Genomic DNA, 23,029 nt, shown 5'->3' with positions numbered 1-23,029 from the left:
CTCCTTAACGCGAGAGCAGGGTGGGGATCCCCGAACACCGACCGATCGATCGCTCGGCGTTGCATACCTTGCCAGGCGATACCCGCCGGGTCAAGCGCCCCAGGCGAGGGCGCTCTGCGCGACGGACGTCAGGGCGCGCGATATCCGACCAGCGCCCGGGCCATCTGGAGATTGCGGGCGATGAGTTCATCCGGACCCAGCAACCCGTCGAGCTTGAACCAGGTGGACACCCCGACGCACATGGTGGCCACGGCACGCGCCGCATCTTTCGGATACTCGGTGGTGAACTCACCCGCCTCGACGCCGGCGAAGACGATCACGTCGACCATCCGCTGCTGGCGGTCCCGGTGTCCGATGTAGGTGGGCCGGTAGTTGTCGTCGAGGCTGCGGATCTCGGTGGAACCGACGAACGCCTGCTCGCGGCGATACATGTGGAACCGCAGGAGCGACTCGACGACGGCATCGAACTGCCGGATCGGCTCGGGCCCCGCCTCGACGATCGCGGCCTCCGAGCGTGCCAGAAGGTCGGTCATCGTGCGTTCGAGGAGACCCTGCAGCAACGACTGCTTCGACGGGTAGTGGTGATAGAGGCCCGGCACCGACAGATTCGCCCGCGCGGCGATCTCCCGGACCGAGGTCCCGTGATAGCCCTGTTCGGCGAACGCCGCCAGCGCCGCCGCCAACGGGACCGGCAGTTCGGGCTCGCCGTAATCCCGCCAGCCGCCCAGTGGCCGCGTCGCCGGACGGATGTCTGCTTCGCCGGTTCCGCCACTCATGCCATCAAACATATCCCGACATGCGGACCTACTCCGCATCGCCGGTGCGACGCGAGAGGCTCTTCTCGAGCATCTCGGCGGGTGAGACGAGCAGCGCGATGCTCAGATCCACCACGTCGGCCTTGCCGAGTTCGACCTCGCCCTCGAGCCACGCGGCGAGCAACCGGCTCAGACCGCCGACCTGATAGTGCGCAACGCCGACCGCTGCCGCCGGCCCGACGTGGACGTCGAGAATGGCCGACGTGCTCTGCAGGGTGAGGCCGGCGAACAACGTCGTCGACTCCATGCGCTTGGCCGCGATGACCGGACTCAGAAGCGCCTGCGAGAAGAGCAGCCTGCCTTTGCGGCGGTCCGCGTCGATGACGTCGACGATCGCCGACACGGCACCGGCGACCTTTGCACGCATGCTGGCCCCCTCGGAGAAGGCTGCCAGACTGGCTTGCGCGATCTCTTCGATGACCTCGTCGTACATGACGCCGACCAGCTGATCGACGGATTCGAAGCTCTCGTAGAAGTAACGGGCGGTGAGTCCGGCCTGCCGGCACACGCCGCGCACGGTCACCGCGCCCACGTCATCGGCGCCGAGCAGATCCAGTCCTGCATCGATGAGGGCGGATCGACGCCGCGCGACCCGGGTGTCGCCGCCCTCGCCGCCATAGGCCCGAAGCGTGCCGGCCGCGTCGGAGTCCGCACCGGAACGGCTGTCCGGCGTCGATGGTGCTCGTCCCATGATTCCAATCTTGACACCCCGGTAAGTTAGGTGTGTCATAAAACGGGAAACAGACGTTTCCAGAATTCGAGCAGGAGGGGTGTTCGATGGCAACGGAGCCTATCACCAGTGGAAGTTCGGCACTGTCAGCACAACCGGTGACGGATGTGACCGCCGAAGTGCAGGAGTTTCTCACCGCGGAGCGCCCCGACACCGAGTTCCTCCCCTCCTCCGCCCGTATGTCCCGCGCAGAGCTCGACGCGCTCCCCACCAGCGACCTCGATCCGCTCGGCATCGGCGTGATCGCCGGCGCCGCAAACGTGATCATGCAGCTCAGCCTCCCCGCAGTCGGTTACGGCGTGTACGAGAGCCGCGTCGACTCGGGCAACTTGTTCAAGCATCCGATGAAGCGTGGTCGCACCACGCTGAGTTACCTCGCCGTCGCCGGACTCGGTAGCGCAAAGGACAGGAAGGCCTACCGCAAGGCCATCGGCAAGGCCCACGCGCAGGTCCGTTCGACCGCCGACAGCCCGGTGAAGTACAACGCCTTCGATCCGAAGCTGCAGTTGTGGGTCGCCGCGTGTCTGTACCGAGGCACCGAGGACGTCCATCGCATCTTCGGCGGGGTCACCGAGGTGACCGACGAGCGCTATCAGGCCGGCGCCGTTCTGGGCACGACGCTGCAGGTCCCCCGCGAGATGTGGCCCGCCACCCGCGAGGATTTCGAGACCTACTGGAACGACACGGTCGAGACGCTCGAGATCGACGACACCATCCGCGAGTACCTGATGTCGATCGCGCGCGCCGAGTTCCTCGGCCCGGTGATCTCGCGGCTCTTCGGCTGGCATTTCGAGATCATGGCCATCGGCTTCCTGCCGGAGAACTTCCGCCGCAAGATGCGCGTGCAACTCTCGCCGTGGCAGGAGCTGTACTTCGACAAGCACAACGCGGTCCTGCGCGCGATCATCACGCGGGCCCCGAAGTGGGTGCGCGCCTTCCCGTTCAACGTCCTGCTCGCCGACGTCCGCTGGCGTATGCGCACCGGGCGGCCGCTGGTCTGAGCATCCCCGCCCCCTGACGAGCGAGCTTACGAGCGTCACGACCCGCCCCCTGAGGAGCGAGCTTGCGAGCGTCACGAAGGGGCCTGGCGCGTTGCGGGCAGACCCTTCGTGACGCACCCTCCGCAGGCTCCGGGCGCTCCTCAGGGAGCAGTGGGTCTCTCTCGGGCAGACGCCAGACGGCCTACATCCGGCGCAGCGCCTCGCGGTCGAGGTCGGCGACGTCGGTGTGCCCGGACAGTCCGAGGGTGAGGTCCAGTTCGGCGATGATGTCGGCGACCGCGTCGCGGGCACCGTCGGCTCCCGCGAGCGCCAGGCCGTACATATGCGGTCGTCCGATGCAGGCGGCGTCGGCCCCGAGGGCGAGCGCCTTGAACACGTCGGAACCGGTGTAGATCCCGGAGTCGATGAGGACCTTGATGCGACCGTCGACGACCGGCGCGATGGCGTCGAGGGCGTCGATCGTGCTGATCGCGCCGTCGACCTGCCGACCGCCGTGGTTGGAGACGATGATGCCGTCCACCCCGGCGTCCACGGCACGACGCGCATCGTCGGGGTGCAGCACGCCCTTCAGCATGATCGGAAGAGCGGTGCGGGCGCGCAGGCCGGCAAGATCGTCCCAATTCAGCGACGGTCGCGAGTAGATGTCGAGGAAGGTCTGCACCGCGGCACGCGGTTGCGGCGACCGCAGGTTCTGCAGAAACCGGCCCGGGGCGTTGCGGGTGATGGAGAAGAGGGTCGCGATTGCGCCGAGGGAGATCTCCGGACGTTCGTCAGCAGCGCCACGTAGCCGTTCGGCGACGATGTCGACGAACCTGCGGTCGGACGTGTACTGGGCGATGCCCTCACCCTGCGCGAACGGCAGCGAACCCAGGTTCAGGTCCTGCGGCCGCCACCCGAGCATCGTCGTGTCCAGGGTGACGACGACGGCTTCGGCGCGGATGGCCGCCGCGCGCTCCAGGAGGCTGTCGACGAGGTCGTCGTCGGTGGACCAGTACAGCTGGAACCAGCGCGGCGCCCCGGCGCTCGTGTCGTCCATCGCGGCCGCGACGTCCTCCATCGAGACGCTCGCCTGATTCGACAAGATGTAGGGGACACCGAGTTCCGCGGCCGCACGGCCGATGAGGGCGTCGGCGTCGGGTGCGGCGAGCGAACCGGCGCCGACCGGCGCGAACAGCACCGGCGCCGGGATGCGGCGACCGAACAATTCGACCTCGAGGTTGCGCTGCGAGACATCCCGCAGGATGCGCGGCACGATCGCCCAGCGGTCGAGTGCCGCGCGGTTGGCGGCCATGGTGCGTCCCTCACCGGCGCCACCGCCGATGTACGCCCACGCACGCGCCGACATCGCACGTCTCGCACGTCGCTCGAGCTCGGCGAAATCCGTTGGCACACGCGGCTTTCGCCGGTGCACCCCGGCCGTGTAGATCTCGTTCTGCCGTGCGCGCCCGTAACCTGCGGTCATGGGTGGAGATGGTAACGCCGGCGTCCGGTGACCGGCCGTCAACGGCGGATCGTGCCGCTCAGCGTGTGGCGACGGCGGTGGCGCCGGCCGCGGCGACCGTCACGGCCGCGACCGACGGCCACGCACCGATCTTCTTCGCCAGTGGATGAGATCCGCCGAATGCCGCCAGGTAGCCGGCCAACAGGCCGCCGGCGACCACGGGGCCCTTCGTCACCGCCCACCGGCGCGTGCACCAGGCACCGGCCGTGCCGAGCACGACTCCGCCCAGTTCGCGTCGCCCGCTGTAGCGCGCGACCGCGAAACCACCGACGAGACCGACTGCCACCACGGGCACCGTTGCATCCACAGCCATGGGTCTCACGCTACCGGTACCGCGGCCGTCACCCATCCGCTCGCGATCGCGGCTCCGAAGACGGGGTAACCGACCGCTCCCCCCCGGACTTTCGAAGGGCTCCGTCATGACACCGACCGCCGAGATGACCCACTCGTCGGCGCCGCCTGCACAGTCGGCATCCCCGGCTCCCGATCTGCACCCGATCCGCACCTCGACGACGGATCTCGAACTCGTCGAAGAGGTGCTGGCAGCGCACTTTCGCCGCCACGCCACCACCTTGCAGCAGGTCGGCGGGGAACTGACGCCGGCGATCGATGTCGTCTCGACGCGGATCGGCGGAGGTAAACGCCTGCGCGCGTCGTTCTGCCTCTGGGGCGCCCGAGGCGCCGCCGGAGACCGGACCGTCGCGGGCATCGTCGAGATGGCGGCCGCCATCGAACTGTTCCATCTGGCCGCCCTCGTGCACGACGACGTGATGGACGACAGTGACGTCCGGCGCGGCCTCCCCACCGTGCACCGGCACTTCGCCGACGACCATCTGCGCGCGCAACGCCGCGGGGACGCCGAGCGCCATGGCACCGCGGTCGCGATCCTCGTCGGCGACATGTGCCTGTCCTGGTCCGACGACCTCGCCGCTGCCGCGGTGGACGACGTGTCCGCGGACACCCGACGCGCGGTCCGCGACACCTGGTCGCTGATGCGCGACGAGGCCTACGCGGGCCAGTACCTGGACATGCTGAGTCAGACCGAGGACACCACCGACGCCGATCGCACGGCTCGCGTCCTGCGCTACAAGAGTGCGCGGTACACGATCGGCCAGCCGCTCCGACTCGGCGGCACGCTCGCCGGCGCGCCGTCGGCGCTTCTCGAGGCCTACGATCGGATCGGTCTCACCGCCGGCGAGGCATTTCAGCTCCGCGACGACATCCTGGGCGTCTTCGGCGACGAGAATGTCACCGGCAAACCTGCCATCGACGACCTACGGGAAGGCAAGCGCACGATGCTCATCGCGGCGGCCGAGGAATCGGCGGGACGAATGGAGCGCCGCGTGCTCGCCGACGGTCTCGGCAATCCGGACCTCGACGCCGACGGTGCCGCGCGGATGCGTGAGGTCCTGTACTCCACCGGCGCCGTCGAACGAGTGGAACAGCGTATCGCCGACCTGCACGCGGAAGCGCTCGGCATCGTCGACGCCGCTCCGATGGACCCGGCGAGCCGGCACGCACTGACCGCCCTCATCGAACGTTGCGTGTGGCGGCGCGCATGACCGCTCCCGCCGGGCCGACGGTCGAACTCCGCGTCTGGGGTGTCGACCGTGTGCTACCGGCGCTCGGCCGGATGTCGTCGGGTCGACGGGCGCTGCGCCGTACCCCCGGTCTGCGTTTCGCCAAACTGCTGGGCACCGGCACCGCACGCACTTTCACCCTCGAGAGCGCCGACCTGAGACACTGGGCCGCGCTGACGGTCTGGCACGACGCCGACGCTGCTTCGGCCGCAAGCGATTCCGTCGTGTTCCGCCGATGGCGGGAGTCCAGCACGGAGGAACTCCGGATCACCATGCGACCACTCCGGTCGAAAGGCCGTTGGTCGCGCGTCGACCCGTTCGAGACGGCGCGGTCGTCGACGGACCACGACGCGCCCGGACCGGGTTGGACGGGCCCAGTCGCCGCGTTGACCCGGGCACGCCTCCGGCCCACGAAGATGGCATCGTTCTGGCGTGCCGTCCCGCCGGTGGCAACGGAACTCGCCGGGGCACAGGGCAATCGATTGGCCCTCGGCGTCGGCGAGCTCCCGCTCGGGGTGCAGGGCACGTTCTCGATCTGGGATTCGGCGCAGGACCTCACCGGCTTCGCCTACCGCTCCCCCGCACATCTGTCGGCGGTTCGGCGGACCGCACCGTCGCGCTGGTATGCCGAGGAACTGTTCGCCCGTTTCGCCGTCACCGAGGTCGTCGGCACGTATGAGGGGAAACCGGCGTGAGTCTCCTGGACGGCTCCACTTCGCACCGAGCGGACCAATCGTCGCGATCGCGGCGAACCGACGGCACCGCGCCCTGGAACCGCGGCCTGGTCACCCTGGCGTGGATCCTGCTGGCCGCGACGATCGGCGTCCAGATCGCGTTTCCGCTGACCGGTGGCGGCACCCTGCCGCTGACCGTCGCGAGCGTGCTGCTCCTGGCGTCGGCCTCGCTCGTCCACGTTGCCGCAACCCGCGGCGCCGCCGCCGCGGTCGCCCTCGCGGTGGTGGCCGGTGGCGGCGGGCTGATCGCCGAATCCGTCGGTGTGAGCACCGGGTTCCCGTTCGGCACATACGAGTACACCGACGGGCTGGGACTGAAGGTCCTCGGCGTGCCGGTCCTGGTCCCGCTGGCCTGGATCATGATGTCGTGGCCCGCGCTGGTCGTGACCCGACGACTCGTCCGTGCGATGGGCATCGCCGGACGGTGGGTTCGGCCCGCCACCGCCGTCGTGGGTGCGTATGCACTCACGGCGTGGGATGTGTTCCTCGACCCGCAGATGGTCGACCAGGGCAACTGGGTGTGGCGGTACCCGACGCCGTCGCTGCCCGGGGTCGCCGACATCCCGCTGACGAATTTCGCGGGCTGGCTGCTGGTCTCGTTTCTCATCGTCGGCATGCTCGACCTCCTCATGCGCCGTGACGACCCGGCCCCGACCGGGTCTTCCGGTATGGACGCCGTGCCCATCACCGCGTACCTGTGGACCTACTTCTCCTCGGTGATGGCGCACGCGGTGTTCTTCGGCCGTCCGTCCGTCGCCCTCACCGGCGGTCTCCTCATGGGCGTCATCGCCATCCCGCTGCTCGTCGTCGAGATCAGGGGTCGCCGTGCGGGTGTCTGACCTGCTGCGGCCGCTGGTCGCGACGGGAACCGCGCTGTCGCTGGCGTCGCTGGCCCTGACCCTCGACAACGCCCGCCGGGTCCGCCGGCCCGATCTCGCCGACATCCCGGCGCCGGAACCACTGTCGGTTCTCATCCCGATGCGCGACGAGGCGCACAACGCCGAACGCTGCCTACTGGCCGTCCTCGAGGCGGCGGATCGCTGGCCAGGACCGGCCCGGATCCACGTGCTCGACGACGGCTCGGCAGATGGAACCGACGCCGTGCTCGCCCGCCTGGCCTCGATGGACGACCGGGTTCGTGTCCACCCCGGCTCGGCGCCCCCTCCCGGGTGGCTCGGAAAGACCTGGGCCTGCGCCCAACTCGCGGAGAAGGCGTCCCCCGGCGGGGTCCACGTCTTTCTCGACGCGGACGTCGTGGTCGAGCCCCACGCGTTCACCTCATCGTTCGCCTTGCTCCGCAACGCCGGACTCGATCTGGTGAGCCCGTATCCCCGGCAGATCGCGGTCGGCGCGGGCGAGCGACTGGTGCAACCGCTGCTGCAGTGGTCCTGGCTGAGCACCCTGCCCCTCGGTCTAGCCGAGCGTTCACCGCGCGAATCCCTCACCGCCGCAAACGGTCAGTTCCTGGTGGTCGATGCCGCGACGTACCGCCGAGCCGGCGGCCACGAGGCGGTGCACGACGTGGTCCTCGAGGACATCGCGCTGTTGCGCGCCATCAAGGCGGCCGGCGGTCGCGGCGTCGTGGCCGAGGGAAGCGACGTCGCCACCTGCCGTATGTATCGCGGCTGGGACGAGGTCCGCGCGGGCTATCGCAAGTCGCTGTGGTCGGCCTTCGGGTCGCCGGGCGGGACGCTGGGCGTCACCGGCATGCTGTGCCTGATGTATGTACTCCCCGCGGCGGCAGCACTGTTCGGCTCCCGGACGGGTCTCGTCGGATACCTGGCCGGGGTGGCCTCACGGGTGGTGTCCGCGCGCTGCACCGGCGGTCGCGGATGGCCGGACGCCTTCGCCCATCCGCTGTCCATCCTCGTCTTCACCGGTCTCGCAGTCGATTCGACGCTGGCCCGACAGCGCGGAGACCTGCACTGGAAGGGACGCCCCATCGAGGTCCGTCGATGACGCGGGTCCTGGTGATCGGCGCGGGCGTCGGCGGACTCTCCGTCGCGATGCGCCTCGCCGCGACCGGTCACGACGTCACCGTTCTCGAGCAATTCGACGACGTCGGCGGCAAACTCGGGGTCATCGAGCACGACGGGTTCGTGTTCGACACCGGGCCGTCGCTCGTCACGATGCCCCACGTCTTCGAAGAACTCTTCGACGCCACCGGATCATCGATCCACGACCATCTGACCCTCGAACGACTCCCCGTCGCCGCGCGCTACCGCTTCCCCGACGGCACCGAACTGGACATGCCGGGAACGCTCGACGACATCCCCGATGCCCTCGACGCCGCACTGGGGCATGGGAGAGGCGCCCAGTGGTCATCGTTTCTGGAACGCGCACAACGTGTCTGGGACGTCACGCACGAACCCTTCCTGGAATCGCCGATGAGCATCCGCACGATGATCGGCGGCATCGCCACGCCGTCGGATGTGCGGACCGTCGCGCCATGGCGCACGCTGCGCGGACTCGGCGAGAGTTACCTCGACGACCCGCGCCTGCGGATGCTGCTGGACCGCTACGCGACCTACACCGGTTCCGACCCGCGCCGCGCGCCGGCGGCACTCGCGTCCGTGCCGTGGTCCGAGCAGGCGTTCGGATCATGGTATGTACGAGGCGGATTGGGCCGTATCGCCACCGCGATGCACGACCGTCTCGTCGAACTCGGCGGGCGGGTCGAACTCGGTGTCGAGGTCGACCGGATCTCGGTGGACCACACCGGCCGGGCCGATGGCGTGGTGCTCACCGACGGAAGCCGACGCCGGGCCGATCTGGTCGTCGCGAACGCCGACGCCCAGCAGGTCTACGACCGCCTCGTACCGCGTCGCGCCGCCCGCCGGCCCGCGGCGCTGCTGCGACGGACGACGCCGTCGCTGTCCGGATTCGTGCTCCTCCTCGCCCTCGACGATCCGCCCGCTGCGCCGCACCACCAGGTGCTGTTCGCCGAGGACTACGACGAGGAGTTCGACGCGGTCTTCGGATTCCGCGGCCCACCGCGTCCGGTCGCGCGACCGACCGTGTACATCTCGGCTCCCACCGATCCCGAGATCGTGCCCGCCCCGGGAACCGGCGCGTGGTTCGTGCTGGTGAACGCACCCCGCCACGACCCCGAGCAGGGCGTCGACTGGGACGCCAAGGGCTTGGCGGACTCTTACGCCGACCAGATTCTCGACGTCATGGCCGACCGCGGACTCGATGTGACCGGACAGGTCCGCCACCGCCTCATCGTCTCGCCTGCCGACCTCGAGCGCCGGACCAGGACGCCGGGTGGCTCGATCTACGGATCGTCGTCGAACGGACCCCGCTCGGCGTTCCTCCGGCCGTCGAACACCTCACCGGTACCGGGCCTCTACCTCGTCGGCGGGTCGTCGCATCCCGGCGGCGGTCTGCCGCTCGTGGTCATGTCGGCGAAGATCGTGGCGGAGCTGATCGGTCCGGCCGTGAGTCACTGACCGACAGGCCTTGCTCATCGGAGCCGTCAGCGCGGATCGATACGAAACACGGCGCATCGGCCCGCCGCGGCAGCAAAGGCTTCCGGGGTCACGTCGTCGACGACTCCCGCGTCCTTCATCACCTTCGGGCCGTCGGTGCCCGCCAGCTCCGGCCAGGCGCGTAGCACCGGAACGGCCTGGTCAGCCGACAGTTCGACGAGGCGGACGTCGCTCATCGTGCCTCCAATCGACAGCTGGGCACGTCCCTCGGCCGCACGGACGTTGCGTGCCCAGTCCGACCCGGGAAAACCCTCGAGCAGGTAGCGCTCGCCGCTCAGGTCGACCACCGTGAGCGGCGTCCGTCGCGGCTTGCCGGTGCGCCGTCCGGCGACGACGAGAACTGGTAGCTGCTTCATCCCGCCGAGCCGCTGCAGCAGCAGGAACAGCTTGTTCATCGGCTTGAGCCAGCGTGGCGCGGTGTGCTGGGTTTTCGGTATCGTCGGCTCGCTCCTGAGCGTCACTTCGTGCACTGCGGTTATCCCGTACACCGTACGGTGATCGAGCACCTGCTTCAATCACCATCGCCACGATGCGATCAGCGAGACGAGGGACCTGGAAGCGTCAGATCAGACCCGGTCGCGATAGCTGTACGCATGTCCACCCAGCGACGCCGTCACGACCGCCACCGGAACACGGGAGGCCTGGAGGTTCCGGCGCTCTTCGGGGGTCAGGTGCTGACGAGACCACGTCCATCGCGGGCCGCGCCACCATGCATTCGTCCGTGCCTTCTCCATGTCACCGGTACCTTTCGCGCCGCTCGCTGTGAGCCCTGTCACGCGACCGTACCCGGATGATCTGCGTTCCAAACCTTCCCGCGCAGGTCAGCGTGTCGCGACCGGCATCGGCCCCACCGACCGGTCGCCGCGGAGCTTCTTCCGGATGAGTTCGGCGCTGATCAGGCACATCGGCAGGCCGATGCCGGGACGCGTGCTCGACCCGGCGTAATAGAGGCCATCGACCTTGCGTGACCGGTTCGTCGAGCGCAGGAACGCGCTCTGCCGCAGCGTGTGCGCCGGGCCGAGGGCTCCCCCGCACCACGAGTTGACCGAGTCGACGAAGTCCGCGGGGCCGATGGTGCGGCGGACGACGACACGATCGGCGAGGTCGGGAACACCTGCCCACTGTCCGATCATCGCAATGGCCCGGTCGGTCACCTTCTCGATGTCGGGGTCGCCGCCGCCGTCCACGCCGCCGTGGCCGAGACCCGGATCAGGTGGGACAGGCACCAGGATGAAGAGGTTCTCCGAATCCGGCGGTGCGACCGACGGGTCGGTGGCCGACGGCTTGCACACGTAGAGCGACGCCGGATCCGGTACGCGCGTGGGACTCTCGAAGATGGCGTCGAAGTTGGTCTTCCAGTCCTCGGTGAAGAACAGGGAGTGATGCGCCAACTCGGGCATCTCACCGCGTACGCCGAGCAGCGCGAGCACCGCCCCCGGGCCGGAAGTGGCGCGGTCCCAGTAGCGTTCGGGAAAGGTCTGGAGCTCCTCGGGCAGCAACTGAGTCTCGAGATGGTGCAGATCGGTGGCGCCGATCACGATGTCCGCGAACAGATCTCGCGGCGCACCATCGGCTCCTTCGACGCGAACCCCGGCCACCTCGGCGCGACGACGCGACGGCCCGGACCGCTTCCCCGCGCGTTCCCGCGTGAGGATGGCGGTCGCGGCCGTACCGGTCGAGATACGCACGCCCCGTTCGCGGGCGACCCGCTCCAGCGCGTCGACCAGGGTGGTGAAGCCGCCGTTGGGATACCGCACACCGTCGGCGAGGTCGAGCCAGCTCATCAGGTGGTACATCGCGGGGGTGCGCTCGGGCGAGGAACCGAGGAACACCGCCGGATACCCGAGGACCTGGCGGAGCCGGCGGTCGGTGAAGCGAGCCGCGATGTAGGACTGCAGCGACGTCGTCAGCAGTGTGACAAGCGTTTTCGCGTGCCGCAACACCGGCAGGCCGAGGAAGGCACGCGGCGAGTCGAAGCTGGTGTACAGAAACCGTTCCACGGCAAGGTCATACGCCTGCCTGCCGGTGCGCAGGTAGTCGTCGAGTGCGGCTCCCGCGCCGGGCTCGATCTCGTCGAAGAGCGCACGGTTCCGGTCCTGGTCACCGGACACGTCGATCGGCTTCTCGTCGGACCCGTTGTCGTCGAAGAACACTCGGTAACCGGGGTCGAGGCGGACGAGATCGAGCTGCTCGGCGGTCGACGTCCCGAGCATCTCGAAGAAGTGGTCGAACACCTCCGGCATCAACCACCACGACGGACCGGTGTCGAAGCGGAACCCGTCGCGATCCCACGTACCGGCCCGACCACCGAGATCATCATTCTTTTCCACGAGTTCGACGTCGTGCCCGTCGTGGGCGAGGAGGGCGGCGGTTGCCAGTCCGGCGACTCCACCACCGATGACGACGACGCGTCGGGACTCGCTCATACGTTGCTCTTCCTTCTGTTCAGACCGGAGGCGTCGGCACGTGCGGGTCGCGGCATGCCGCGCCGGGCAACGGCGGACGCGGCGATCTTCGCCTTGCCGGCGTTCGGGACGCGGACGCGGGTACGGCGGGCCTCGGTGGCCGACGACTCGCGAAGGCGGGCGGTCAGCTCGGCGAACAGGTCGTGCGCGGTGCACACCGCGACGCGGCTGCTCGCCGGCAGGTGCGGGATGGCCTCCGCAGCGGCGGTCAGGTCGAGGTCGATGTCGTCCAGCCAGAGCGACCAGGCGGAGTCCGCCGGATCGTCGGGATCGAGGCCGACCAGGTAGCGCCGCCCCAGCCCGTCGCTGTCCTCGCCGAAGTCGCGCAGGAAGTTGATCTTCTGGAAAGCCGCGCCCAGCCGTTGGGCGCCGGGTGCGAGGTGGTCGTACTGTGCGGCCGATTTCGGCTCGTCGGCGAGGAACGCACGCAGGCACATCAGACCGACCACCTCGGCCGAGCCATAGATGTAGGTGGCCAGCGACTCGAAGTCGTGCTGGACCTGAGTCAGATCGCTGCGCATCGAGTCGAAGAACGGGCCCACCAGGTCAAGATCGATACCGACCCGGCGGGCGGTCTGCGCGAAGGCGTGGACGACGAGGTTGCTGCTCGATCCGGTGACGAGCGCGACGCTGGTCTGCTCTTCGAGCTGGTCGAGCTCATTGCTGCGGTCGACGAGCCCCTGCTCCGGGCGAGGGGCGTCGACGATCTCGTCGGCCACCCGCACGAGCGCGTAGATGTTCTGGACGTCGCGCCGAATACGGGGCGTGAGCAGACGCGAAGCGAGTCCGAACGAACTCGAGTACGACCTGATCACCATCGCCGCACAGGCTTCCGCGACCTCGTCGTATCGCCGGTGTGGGGGGACCACCTGAGTGTGACCGGGAATGTGCATCATCCGACCGCTCCTCGACCTGTTGACCGAACGCCAATTACCTGACGTCATGAATTCGACGCCCGGGACATCACCGGATGGGTGTCGTACATCGAACCGGGGTCGTCGGACGGCAGCTGCTGCACCTGCTCGACGAACCACGGACTGACCGCCCACGGGGTGTTCGCGACGAGCGACCACACGTCGCCGACGTCGGCCCAGGCGTGCTCGGCGACCTCGCTGGGATCCGGTCGGAGTGTTCCCAGCGGACGTGCGACGAACACCGGGCAGATCTCGTTCTCCACGATGCCGCTCGCGTCGACCGCCCGATACCGGAAGTCCGGCAGGATGCAACGAACATCGGCCACCTCGATACCGAGCTCGCGCCGGGCATACCGATGCACGGCGTCGACGACGTCCTCGCCGGGGCGCGGATGACCGCAGAACGAGTTGGTCCACACCCCGGGCCAGCTGCGCTTGGACAGCGCACGGCGCGTCATGAGGATGCGGCCCTCTTCGACGAGATGGCAGGAAAACGCGAAGTGCAACGGGGTGTCCGGTCCGTGCACCCCCTCGCGGTCGGCGGTGCCGCACGGGCGGCCGTCGGCGTCGGCGAGAACCACCGAGTCGTTCGTCATCGAGATTTCCTCATCGCATCGAGATCGGGCGAGCTGCTCCTCGCACCATTGTTCGTCACTGGAGCGCGATCCGGATGGGAGCGCCCGCGACGAGAACTCATCCGAGCCGTCGGGTCTGCCTCCGCACCGCGATCCCCAACTGGACCGTCCCGATCAACGCCAAGCCCGCCCCGATTGCCGCGATGAACAGGGCCAGGCCGGACGCGACGGCTGAACTCAGTCCCGCGCACCACCACGAACCCGCACTCACAGTTGCGACGACCGCCAGTATCACCCGCGACGGCCGCTCCCACACGGTGACCGTCCCCGGCCCCTTCATGCCCACCGCCTGGGCCGTGGCGCGGGTGATCTCGAGGATGAGGGTGAGCACCGCGATCGTCGCGCCGAGCCATGGCGGTGCACCCACGACCACCACGATGCCCACGAGCATCACGTCCGAGAACCGGTCCGCCACCGAGTCATTGATGCGTCCCCACCGCGAGGCGGTTCCGGTCTGGGCCGCGATCGCACCATCGATCCCGTCGAGGAGCGCGGCCAGGACGATGACGAGTGCGGCGAGCAGCGGCCACCAGTCGCCGAGAATGGTCAGGCACAGCGCGATCGCGGTGGCGATGACTCCGAGAGCTGTCACGGTGTTCGGCGTGAGGCCCAGTCCGGCCAACGGTCGCGCACAGGCGTGGCTGACGAGCACCCAGTTCCGGACCCAGAAACTCGCGCGCGGATCGAGCCCTCCGTGGAGCCTCGACCACGAGTCGAGTGCCTCGTCCCGGGCGCTCGTCGTCCGCTCCGCACCCGACGCCGCCGTGAGGCTCCGGCCCGCTCGCTCAGGTTCCGCGGACACGTCCCCTCCTCTGCTTCTCGATCGCCTGCCCGAACGCCCATCCGATGATGACGATGACGTGAGCGACGTACAGCCACAGACCGACCGCCACCACCCCGCCGATCACCCGGAGACCGCCGTACGGGATCCCGACATCGATCGGCAGGGACAGGAACAGCAGGAAGCCCTGGGTGAATCCGGCGATGAACGACGCGGTGCCGAGCGCACTGACCGCCGCCACCCCCAACGACGGCTCACCGGGCGTCACCTTCCAGTACACCCAGGTCAGGGCCACCGTGACCAGCATCCACACGACGATGAACTCGACCACGATCCGGACCGCGAGGTCGGCGAAACCACCCGTTCCGCCTCCCTCGGGAGCAAACGTCGTGAGTGTGCCCGCGACGCCGACGACCACATACGCCAGTGGCGGCACGACGACCACCAGGCCCAGCACCCAGATCCGAGACCGCCATCCCGTGAACCGGTCCTCGCGCGGGTACAACGTCATACACGCGCGGCGAAGACCCTCGCCGTAGAACGACGCCGGGAACAGCAACACCAGTGCGCCCATCAGCGTCAGTCCGGTGCCGACCGCGACGGCCTCGTCGAACACGCCGCGGCCGCCCATGGCCGGTGGGATGAGAACGCGCAGCTCCGTCAGGGACTCCTCGGCGGACGGGCCGCGGAGCCAGGTCGTCGACCAGATCCCCAGCAACGCCCACGGCACGACGGCGATCGCCGCGAAGTAGGTGAGGGTGGCAGCAGCCGCGGCCAGGTCGCCCCGGCCAAGTACCCGGCGCACATCGGTCACCAACGCACGCACGTCGAACGTCGTCGTCTGCTCGCGGATCGTGGTGTCGCGAGTCACCGTCGGGGCCGATCGGCGCGGTGTCACCCCTCCGGGATACCCGAAACACCCCTCTCGCGCCGCAGCAGTGTCCGATCTGAGTCCTCGGTGACTCCAGCGTGATCACCTTGTCGCATCCACCGCGGTCCTGCATCTGTCCGGCTGCGGGGGGATCCCGGGTGACGACACCGGTCACCGACGAGCGCCCCGCACATGCTCGGAATGCGTGTCAGATCGACGCGAACAGCGCGATCGCCATCCCCAGCATGATGACCGCGACCACCGCGTCGAGCATCTTCCACGCCCGCGGACTCGCGAAGAACCCGGACAGTCTCCGAGCACCGCCGCCGAGCGCGGTGAACCAGAGGACACTCGCGATGCAGGCACCGAAGGCGAACGCCCACTTGCCGTTTCCGTGACCGTTGGCGATGGCACCCATGGTGATGACCGTGTCGAGGTAGACGTGCGGGTTGAGCCAGGTCAGGGCCAGGGCCGTACCCACCGCCACCCAGCGGCCGGTGGACTCGGCCCCGCTCTCGTCGGTGGCGGCTGCGATGGCCTCGTCACTGCGCACACAGCGTCTGGCGGCCATGACGCCCAACGCCCCGACATACAGTCCGCCGGCCGCCTTCGCGAACGTCACCACCTCCGGATGCGCGGCGACGAGCGCGCCGAGGCCGGCCACCCCTGCCACGATGAGAACGACGTCGGAGAGCGCGCAGACCGCGACGATCTGACCGGTGTGCCTGCGGGCGACGCCCTGACGCAGCACGAAGACGTTCTGAGGTCCGATGGCGATGATCAGACCGGCGCCGGTGAGGAGCCCGGCAAGTGTCGGTACGAGGTAGGCGGTCACCGGGACGACGCTAGGGCGACACGCCCCGGTCAGTACAGCGAAACTTTTTCACGAATGAACAGTTGAACTTCAGATAGTGGACTCATCGTCGCCCAGTCCGATGCCGCGTAGAACCGCGCACAAGGCCTCGATGTAGTCGGCGACGTCCACATCGCCGACCAGGCCCTGCTGAACGACCACCCCCTGCATCGCCGAGACCATCACCTGCGCGAGCACCGCGGGCTCCGCGGGCAGTTCGTGGCCCGCGGCCCGCCAGGCCGTCAGCACGCGTTCGAAGACGCCCCGCAGCCCACAGATGATGTCGCGCACGGTCTCGCGCAGCTCCGGGTTGTTGGCGGCCTCACCCCATACCGTCAGAACCATCCGGAAGCCGTCGGTCATCGGCGCGATCTCCAGCAGGACCCGTTCGGCCAGCGCGCGTACAACCGCCTCAGGCGACGGGGGTTGCTCTACCGGGTCGTCGAAGCTGCTGATCCCCGACTCGTAGGCGGCGAAGATCGACCGCGCAACGGCGGCGATCAGTTCTTCTTTCGACGAGTAGTACGAGTAGACGGCACCCGCACTGAGCCCGGATTCCCGGATCACGTCAGACATCGACGCACGGTGGAACCCCTTGTCGACGAAGCATCGGCGAGCGGCGGCGAGGATCTGCCGGCTTCGTTCGAGCTTGCGTTCGTCGCTGATCTTCGGCATGCCGACAGTCTAAAACGAACATTCGTTCTTGATTCCTCGCGGCCCTCCGCGCATACTCAGAAAAACGAAGATTCGTTCTTTTTAGGAGTGGTCATGAGCACTGAACTGCACTCGACAGATGCGCGCGATCGGACGCCCGTTGCGACCGCGGAGGCCGACGGTGCGCCCCCGACCGGGCGGGCACCCAGTTGGCGCCTCGTGGCGGTGATGGCGCTGCTGATCCCGACGTTCGTGATCGCGATCGCCGCGATGTTCGTGTCACTGGCCGTCGATCCCGAGCCGCATCAAGCCCCACTGGGTCTCGTCGCACCACCGCCCGCGGCACAGGCGATCGAGACGGCGCTCGCCGACCGGGCCGGTGAAGACGCCTTCGCGGTCGAACGATTCGCCGACACCGAGGACGCGCGTGCCGCCATCGAACGGCGCGACCTGGTCGGCGCGATCGCGGTCGGGCCCGGCGGGGTCACGGTGCTGACCGCGGAGGCGGGTTCGCCGGTGCTGGCGCAGGTCGTCGCCGGGGTCGGGAACGGCATCGCCACCGCCCAGCGTGTACCGGTCGCCGTCGAATCCGTGGTCCCCACTCCCGAGACAGATGCCCGCGGAACGGGTTTCGCCGCCGGACTGTTGCCGTTGTTGATCGCCGGCATGGCGCTCGGCGGGGCGGCCGCGATCGGGTTGCGCGGCCGAGCCGCCATGCAGGCGACGCTGGCGGTCCTGGGGCCGCTCGTGGCCGGGTTCGGTTTCGCGGCGACGTGGTCATGGTTGGGCGTCATCGACGGCGGTATCGGCCCCGTCGGACTCGCCGCAGCCCTGATGATCGGAGCGATCACCTGGTTCACGGTTGGTGCGGGCAGCCTGCTCGGCCCCGCCGGGGTCGGGGTGTCCGCGCTGGTGATGGTGCTGATCTCCAACCCGCTGTCGGGGCTGGCATCGTCGCCGTACCTGTTGCCCGCGCCGTGGGGAACGATCGGCCAGTGGTTGCCGCCCGGCGCCGGCGGCACGCTGCTCCGTTCGGTCGCGTATTTCCCGGCGGCGAGCATCACCGGACAGGTCGCCGTTCTCCTCGGCTGGATTGCCGTCGGCGCCGCGCTCCTCACACTCGGCATGGTGCGCGGACGGCGGGCCGACTCCGCGGGCGACACCGTCCCCGCCTGATCCGGCCGGCGGTGGTGTGTCTCGGCGGTCCGGCGGGACACACCACTAACCTCGGCTCGTGGACATCAGTCAGGAAGGCCTGCGCACGCTGGCCGCGGTCCTGCGCGAGGGCACCTTCGACGCCGCGGCCACCGCCCTGCACATCACCCCGTCGGCGGTGAGCCAGCGGATCAAGGCGCTGGAGTCCGCTGCCGGGCGGGTACTCCTCCGGCGGACCAAGCCGGCGACGGCCACACCCGATGGCGAGGTGCTGGTCCGGTTGGCCAAACAGTGGGAATTACTGCTGGCCGAGACCCGCGCCGAGTTCGTGGGCGCGCCCGACGACGACGATCTGCCGCTGGTCGAACGTCCCCGTGTCCATCTCCCGGTCGCGACGAATGCCGACTCGCTCGCGACCTGGTTACTGCCCGTGCTCGCGCGATTCCACCGGGAGCACGCGGTGGCGATCGAGGTCTTCCGAGACGACGAAACCCGCAGCAGCACCCTGCTCCGCACCGGCGACGTGCTCGCCGCGGTGACCTCGGAACCACTGGCGATCCGCGGGTGTGCGCTGCAGTCGCTCGGCACGATGCGCTATCTGCCGGTCGCCACACCGGAATTCATCGACACATGGCTACCCGACGGGCCCGATGCCGATGCACTGGCCCGGGCCCCGATGGTGCAGTTCGACCGCAACGATCACATCCAGCGGAACATCTCGGCCGCCCTCGCCGGCCGGCCCGTCGACCCGCCCGCGGTCTACATCCCGGCGTCGACCGAATACCACCGCGCCGTCACGCTCGGCATCGGCTGGGGCGCCGTCCCGGTCGTCCAGATCGCGGACGCCCTCGACACCGGCCGCGTCCGCCTCATCGCCGACCACCACATCGACGTCCCGCTGTACTGGCAGCACTGGAAGCTGAGTTCGCCTCTGCTGCAGACACTCACGACGAGCGTTGTCGACGGCGCCGCGCGGGTTCTCCAGCACTGATCGCGCTCGACTCGCCGCCGTCCACGACGGGCAGACCCAGCTGTGGACGAATCGGACGTTGTCACACGCCTGAGGTCGACGGTGTTCCCGCGACCGCCGGGCTGTCGTCGACCGTGCGCCGGCCCCGAACGACCGCGACGCCGAGAACGCCCACAGCGACCACGAGGCAGGCGATCACGTAGGGGAGACTCCCGATCGGTGTGTTGTCGGCGGTGATTCCGTCCTCGGCGTCGAGGTAGGCGGGCAGCGCGGTGCACCACAGTACGAGGTGCACCCCGAGGAACAGGACCGGGAACACGACGAGGAAGGGCCGAGCGCTGCGAGCGTCGTCGACGCCCAGCGTCGGGTCGCTGCGCATGCGTCGCCATTGCACGTACAGAAGGGTCAGTCCGATCCCCCACACCAGGGCCATCTCTCCCCAGTAGACGACGGTCTGCGCGTCGTGATTCGCGTTCTCGTCACGGCCGAACAGCGCTGTCGGAATGGACAGCAGGGGCATGCTGACGACGGCCAGAACTCCGGACACGACGACGCGCCATGTCAACGACCATCCGCGCGGGGCGCGTCCGTGGGAGGTGGGGATCTGCACCAAGCGCACCGCGACGTAGACGAGCACGGCGAACGAGACGGTCGCGAAAAGCCAGACGCTCCCCCACGGCACCGCGGCCAGTGTGGGCTCCGCGGCGGGATTGCCGAGCTCGTCGGGGGCGATGCCCTGAGCTCGGAGCTGGGCGAGGGTGTCGCGATAGTACGGCGCGTCGACGTTCCACGCCCACCACTTGAGCTGCGGGCCGAGCTGGTCGAAGATCTCGTAGAAGGTCTGGAACACCAGGGCCAGAACGAGCGAGCCGCGCAGCGCCGAGCGCTTCGACCCGTCGAAGAAGCCCCACGCCCGCACGATCTCGTAGGCGACCTGGCTCACGGCCGGATAGAACGCGACAATGTACAACGGCAGCCGGTCGTACATGAACATGACCGTGAACACGTTGTGGGAGAACATGAATCCCATCGCTTCTTCGGCGTGGAACCAGTTCGGGAAGTACAGCGGCGGCTCGATCACGAACAGGTAGACCAACGATCCGATCCACACCGTCAGGTTGGTGGGGTCGCCGTCGCGACGCAGTCGGCGGATCGCGTGGATCAGCGCGAGGACGGCACCGAGGATGATCGTGACCTCGAGGACCGGTTGCGTCCAGTGCTCGAGGTCGGCCGGATTCCGGATCGTGACAATCGGATTCGCGCCCTCGCACTCGAACCCCAGGTAGCCGGTGATGATCGACGGGACGTCACCCGGCGTGCAGACCGCCATCGTCTCCGCCTCCTGCAATGGCCGCGCTCCGGCGCCGAGCCGCCGAGCCCACTCCGCTACGTCACGTCATGCCCTGTGAATGATGTGTCACCGTAGTATGTGCTCCAGGTCACGTCAACGGACCGCGGCGGAGTCGACCAACTTCGGATTCGACTCGTCGACAAGGGGGTTCTCGATCTCGTCGCGCCACATGCCGGCCGCGAAGTAGAACGCCCACGCGATCGGCACCGGGAGCAACCCGGCCAGCACGAACGTGGCGGTCAGGCCGATCGCCGACGAGACCGGGGCGGCGATCGCCATCGACACCGGCATCAGCGCGACCGATACGAAGAAGTCGAGACTGGCGATGCGACCCAACAGTGCCGGCGGCACCCGACGCTGTAAGAGCGTTCCCCACAGCACCATCGGGCCGTCGAAGAGGATGCCCATGGTCACACCGGCGGCGACGAACATCCACGTCGAATCGGCGAGACCCATCAGCAGCAGCGGCAGGCTGGAGAACGCCCACAGCGAGAACATGACGGTGAGGTACCGGCGCGGCATCGGGATCGAGGCGAATACCAGTGACGCCGCGGCCGCGCCGAGTCCGAATCCAGCGAGCACCCAGGCGTGCTGGGTCGCGCCGCCGTCGATGCGCTCACGTAATGCGAACGGGACGAGCACCTCGATGGGGCCGAGCGTCGCCAACACCAAAACGCAGGCGAAGAGCAGCGTGCCCCACAGCCACGGGGTCCGGGCCATGTAGACGAACCCCTCGGCCAGGTCGCCGACGATCCGGCGGGCACCCGCACCCTCGACGACCTCCGGCGCGTCCTCGCCCGTCTCGCCGAACCGACGCGCGGTGACCGGGGCCATCCCGAGATAACAGACACTCGACAGGATCGCGGCGACAGCCGCCATCAACACCGCGGGTCCCGGGGCCCAGGCACCGATGACCGCGCCGGCGACCATCGGCCCGACCGCCTGGAAGACGACCGGGCGGAAGAAGCCCTCGATCCCGTTGGCCGCCTGCAGCTCCGACGGCGCGACGACACCGGGCAGCAACGCCGAGTAGGCGGGGTAGTACATCCCGGTGGTGATGCCGCCCAGAAGGGACGCCACCACCACGTGCCAGAGCTGCAGTACGCCCGCGATCGACGCCAGACCGATCGCACCGAACGCGATCATCTTCGCGACCTCGAGTCCGATCATGATGTGGCGCTGCGAAATACGGTCGGCGAGCACACCACCGGCCAACGTGGAGAACAGCATTCCCACCGCGGCCACGCCGGTGGCCAGCGACACCTGGCCCGGACCGCCGCCGAGCGCGATGATCTGCCAGATCACCGCGATCGTCCACACGCCGTCGGCGAACATGGCGAGGATCAGTCCGGACGCGAGCAGCCGGTACTGCCGACGCGCGAATGGCAGCAGCGCGCGGGGCAGTCGGGAGTCGGCGGCGGAGGTCACCCTTCGAGCTTGCCCGAACCCGCGGGCGTGGTGCCAACCCTTTTCGGACCACCGTTGTCCGGCGGTGCGGGTCAGCTCGCCTTGCGCGAGGACTTCTTGGCGGGTGCCTTCTTGGCCGTGGACTTGCTCCCGGACTCGCCGGACCCCGAGGAGGTCTTCTTCGCCGTCGACCTGGAAGCGGTCTTCTTGGCCGGCGCCTTCTTCGCGGCCGTCTTCGCCGCAGCCTTCTTGGCCGGTGCCTTCTTGGCCGCGGTGTCCTTCGAGTCCGAACCTGAATCCTTCGAATCCGATCCCCCGCGATCCTTCACCGACGCGCGCAGCGCGGCGAGGAGATCGGCGACGTCGGAGTCCTCGGTGTCCTTGTCTCCGTCGTCGGATTCGGGGAACGCCTCGCCACCCTCGGACTTCGCCTCGATGAGCTTCGTCAGCTCGTTCTGATAGGTGTCCTCGAACTCGGAGGGGTCGTAGTCCGATGCCATCGACTCGATCAGCGAGGCCGCCATCTGCAGTTCCTGATCGCGGATCTCGGTGTCGTCGTCGAGGAAGCCGAAGTCGGGTTTGCGGACCTCGTCGGGCCACAGCAGCGTCTGCAGCGTCATCACCCCGTCGACGACGCGCAGCGCGGCCACGCGTGTCCGGTTGCGCAGAGTGAAGGAGGCGATCGCGAGCCGGTCCGTCTCCTCCAGCGCCTTGGCCAGCAGGACGTAGGCCTTCGGCGACTTCGACGACGGTTCGAGGTAGTAGGGCTTGTCGAAGTAGATCGGATCGACCTGCTCGGCGGGTACGAACTCCAGGATCGAGATCTCGGGACTCTTCTGCACCGGCAGCGTGGCGAGGTCTTCTTTGGTGAGGATCACGGTCTCGCCGGACTCGGATTCGTAGGCGTTGGCGATGTCGCCGTAGTCGACTTCGGTGTCGGTGCCCTCGCGCACGCGGCGATAGCGGATGCGGGTTCCGTCCGACGAGTCGACCTGATACGACTTCCGGTCGTGACTCTCGGTCGCGGAATAGACCTTGACCGGCACGTTGACCAGGCCAAAGCTGAGGTCGCCCTTCCAGATCGAGCGCATGGGGGCCATTCTGCCAGGGATCCGGGCCGG

General features: G+C 68.7%; 24 protein-coding genes. 8 read left to right on the top strand and 16 right to left on the bottom strand.

The window, feature by feature from the left end; all coding sequences use genetic code 11:
- Positions 1-128 precede the first annotated feature (128 nt).
- Together ACFVHY_RS06690 and ACFVHY_RS06685 are read right to left on the bottom strand one after the other, a co-directional pair.
- Positions 129-776 carry a TetR/AcrR family transcriptional regulator gene (locus ACFVHY_RS06690; RefSeq protein ID WP_390269926.1) on the bottom strand — a complete coding sequence of 216 codons (648 nt, stop codon included), beginning with the start codon at positions 774-776 and terminating at the stop codon, positions 129-131.
- Between the two features lie 28 nt (positions 777-804).
- On the bottom strand, positions 805-1,506 hold the full coding sequence (locus ACFVHY_RS06685) for a TetR/AcrR family transcriptional regulator (protein WP_058252281.1): 702 nt from the start codon (positions 1,504-1,506) through the stop codon (positions 805-807).
- Positions 1,507-1,592: 86 nt separating this feature from the next.
- On the opposite strand from ACFVHY_RS06685, the gene ACFVHY_RS06680 reads away from it, so the two are divergent.
- Positions 1,593-2,546 carry an oxygenase MpaB family protein gene (locus ACFVHY_RS06680; protein WP_078113284.1) on the top strand — a complete coding sequence of 318 codons (954 nt, stop codon included), beginning with the start codon at positions 1,593-1,595 and terminating at the stop codon, positions 2,544-2,546.
- Positions 2,547-2,727: 181 nt separating this feature from the next.
- Here ACFVHY_RS06680 and ACFVHY_RS06675 read toward each other — a convergent pair whose 3' ends face one another.
- Positions 2,728-4,008 (bottom strand): alpha-hydroxy-acid oxidizing protein, encoded by a 1,281-nt coding sequence (locus ACFVHY_RS06675; RefSeq protein ID WP_390269923.1) that lies wholly within the window; start codon positions 4,006-4,008, stop codon positions 2,728-2,730.
- A 58-nt stretch (positions 4,009-4,066) separates the two neighbouring features.
- On the bottom strand, positions 4,067-4,360 hold the full coding sequence (locus tag ACFVHY_RS06670) for a hypothetical protein (RefSeq protein WP_175401103.1): 294 nt from the start codon (positions 4,358-4,360) through the stop codon (positions 4,067-4,069).
- Positions 4,361-4,466: 106 nt separating this feature from the next.
- Here ACFVHY_RS06670 and ACFVHY_RS06665 point away from each other — a divergent pair, with 106 nt between their 5' ends.
- The 5 genes from ACFVHY_RS06665 to ACFVHY_RS06645 are packed head-to-tail and all read left to right on the top strand — an operon-like array spanning position 4,467 to position 9,813.
- Positions 4,467-5,609, top strand: coding sequence for a polyprenyl synthetase family protein (locus ACFVHY_RS06665; protein ID WP_390269920.1), 1,143 nt, complete (start codon positions 4,467-4,469; stop codon positions 5,607-5,609).
- Positions 5,606-6,322, top strand: a complete 717-nt coding sequence (locus ACFVHY_RS06660; RefSeq protein WP_390269917.1) for a monooxygenase — start codon at positions 5,606-5,608, stop codon at positions 6,320-6,322. Before ACFVHY_RS06665 ends, ACFVHY_RS06660 begins: the two co-directional genes overlap by 4 nt.
- Positions 6,319-7,200 carry a carotenoid biosynthesis protein gene (locus ACFVHY_RS06655; RefSeq protein ID WP_390269914.1) on the top strand — a complete coding sequence of 294 codons (882 nt, stop codon included), beginning with the start codon at positions 6,319-6,321 and terminating at the stop codon, positions 7,198-7,200. The genes ACFVHY_RS06660 and ACFVHY_RS06655 overlap by 4 nt, the downstream gene beginning before the upstream one ends.
- Entirely contained in the window at positions 7,187-8,320 is a 1,134-nt protein-coding gene (locus ACFVHY_RS06650; RefSeq protein WP_390269911.1) for a glycosyltransferase, read from the top strand. The genes ACFVHY_RS06655 and ACFVHY_RS06650 overlap by 14 nt, the downstream gene beginning before the upstream one ends.
- Complete coding sequence (locus tag ACFVHY_RS06645) at positions 8,317-9,813, top strand: phytoene desaturase family protein (protein WP_390269908.1); 1,497 nt, start codon at positions 8,317-8,319, stop codon at positions 9,811-9,813. The genes ACFVHY_RS06650 and ACFVHY_RS06645 overlap by 4 nt, the downstream gene beginning before the upstream one ends.
- A gap of 26 nt (positions 9,814-9,839) precedes the next feature.
- Here the strand turns inward: ACFVHY_RS06645 and ACFVHY_RS06640 are convergent, their stop codons facing one another.
- The 9 genes from ACFVHY_RS06640 to ACFVHY_RS06600 form a co-directional block, all read right to left on the bottom strand.
- Positions 9,840-10,247 carry a nitroreductase/quinone reductase family protein gene (locus ACFVHY_RS06640; RefSeq protein ID WP_390270367.1) on the bottom strand — a complete coding sequence of 136 codons (408 nt, stop codon included), beginning with the start codon at positions 10,245-10,247 and terminating at the stop codon, positions 9,840-9,842.
- A 171-nt stretch (positions 10,248-10,418) separates the two neighbouring features.
- Positions 10,419-10,586, bottom strand: a complete 168-nt coding sequence (locus tag ACFVHY_RS06635) for a hypothetical protein (protein ID WP_156422435.1) — start codon at positions 10,584-10,586, stop codon at positions 10,419-10,421.
- Positions 10,587-10,673: 87 nt separating this feature from the next.
- Positions 10,674-12,278, bottom strand: coding sequence for a phytoene desaturase family protein (crtI, locus tag ACFVHY_RS06630; protein ID WP_390269905.1), 1,605 nt, complete (start codon positions 12,276-12,278; stop codon positions 10,674-10,676).
- Entirely contained in the window at positions 12,275-13,213 is a 939-nt protein-coding gene (locus ACFVHY_RS06625; RefSeq protein ID WP_390269902.1) for a phytoene/squalene synthase family protein, read from the bottom strand. The genes crtI and ACFVHY_RS06625 overlap by 4 nt, the downstream gene beginning before the upstream one ends.
- 44 nt (positions 13,214-13,257) lie before the next feature.
- Positions 13,258-13,827: an isopentenyl-diphosphate Delta-isomerase gene (gene idi, locus ACFVHY_RS06620; protein WP_390269899.1), complete on the bottom strand. Its 570-nt coding sequence runs from the start codon at positions 13,825-13,827 to the stop codon at positions 13,258-13,260.
- A 97-nt stretch (positions 13,828-13,924) separates the two neighbouring features.
- Positions 13,925-14,668: a CDP-alcohol phosphatidyltransferase family protein gene (locus ACFVHY_RS06615; protein WP_390269896.1), complete on the bottom strand. Its 744-nt coding sequence runs from the start codon at positions 14,666-14,668 to the stop codon at positions 13,925-13,927.
- Positions 14,652-15,545: a YhjD/YihY/BrkB family envelope integrity protein gene (locus ACFVHY_RS06610; RefSeq protein ID WP_390269893.1), complete on the bottom strand. Its 894-nt coding sequence runs from the start codon at positions 15,543-15,545 to the stop codon at positions 14,652-14,654. Before ACFVHY_RS06610 ends, ACFVHY_RS06615 begins: the two co-directional genes overlap by 17 nt.
- A gap of 181 nt (positions 15,546-15,726) precedes the next feature.
- Positions 15,727-16,353: a LysE/ArgO family amino acid transporter gene (locus ACFVHY_RS06605; protein WP_390269890.1), complete on the bottom strand. Its 627-nt coding sequence runs from the start codon at positions 16,351-16,353 to the stop codon at positions 15,727-15,729.
- A gap of 69 nt (positions 16,354-16,422) precedes the next feature.
- Positions 16,423-17,046, bottom strand: a complete 624-nt coding sequence (locus ACFVHY_RS06600; protein ID WP_390269887.1) for a TetR/AcrR family transcriptional regulator — start codon at positions 17,044-17,046, stop codon at positions 16,423-16,425.
- Positions 17,047-17,139: 93 nt separating this feature from the next.
- Between ACFVHY_RS06600 and ACFVHY_RS06595 the strand changes: the two genes are divergently transcribed.
- Entirely contained in the window at positions 17,140-18,201 is a 1,062-nt protein-coding gene (locus ACFVHY_RS06595; protein ID WP_390269884.1) for an ABC transporter permease, read from the top strand.
- Between the two features lie 58 nt (positions 18,202-18,259).
- The gene (locus ACFVHY_RS06590; RefSeq protein ID WP_390269881.1) at positions 18,260-19,171 is read left to right on the top strand and encodes a LysR family transcriptional regulator ArgP; all 912 of its coding nucleotides are present in this window, start codon (positions 18,260-18,262) and stop codon (positions 19,169-19,171) included.
- Between the two features lie 61 nt (positions 19,172-19,232).
- Here ACFVHY_RS06590 and ACFVHY_RS06585 read toward each other — a convergent pair whose 3' ends face one another.
- The 3 genes from ACFVHY_RS06585 to ACFVHY_RS06575 all read right to left on the bottom strand — a co-directional run bounded on the left by ACFVHY_RS06585 (position 19,233) and on the right by ACFVHY_RS06575 (position 23,008).
- A complete protein-coding gene (locus ACFVHY_RS06585) occupies positions 19,233-20,480 on the bottom strand; it encodes a hypothetical protein (protein ID WP_390269878.1) in 1,248 nt (415 codons plus the stop codon).
- A gap of 114 nt (positions 20,481-20,594) precedes the next feature.
- Positions 20,595-21,929 carry an MFS transporter gene (locus ACFVHY_RS06580; protein ID WP_390269875.1) on the bottom strand — a complete coding sequence of 445 codons (1,335 nt, stop codon included), beginning with the start codon at positions 21,927-21,929 and terminating at the stop codon, positions 20,595-20,597.
- 71 nt (positions 21,930-22,000) lie between these two features.
- Positions 22,001-23,008 (bottom strand): Ku protein, encoded by a 1,008-nt coding sequence (locus tag ACFVHY_RS06575; RefSeq protein ID WP_390269872.1) that lies wholly within the window; start codon positions 23,006-23,008, stop codon positions 22,001-22,003.
- Positions 23,009-23,029 lie beyond the last annotated feature (21 nt).

Origin of the sequence: Gordonia sp. NPDC127522 (genome assembly GCF_042672305.1) — a bacterium.
Taxonomy (GTDB): Bacteria; Actinomycetota; Actinomycetes; order Mycobacteriales; family Mycobacteriaceae; genus Gordonia; species Gordonia hongkongensis.
The sequence above is the reverse complement of the archived record's forward strand: the minus strand, read 5'-3'. Positions and strand labels throughout refer to the sequence as shown.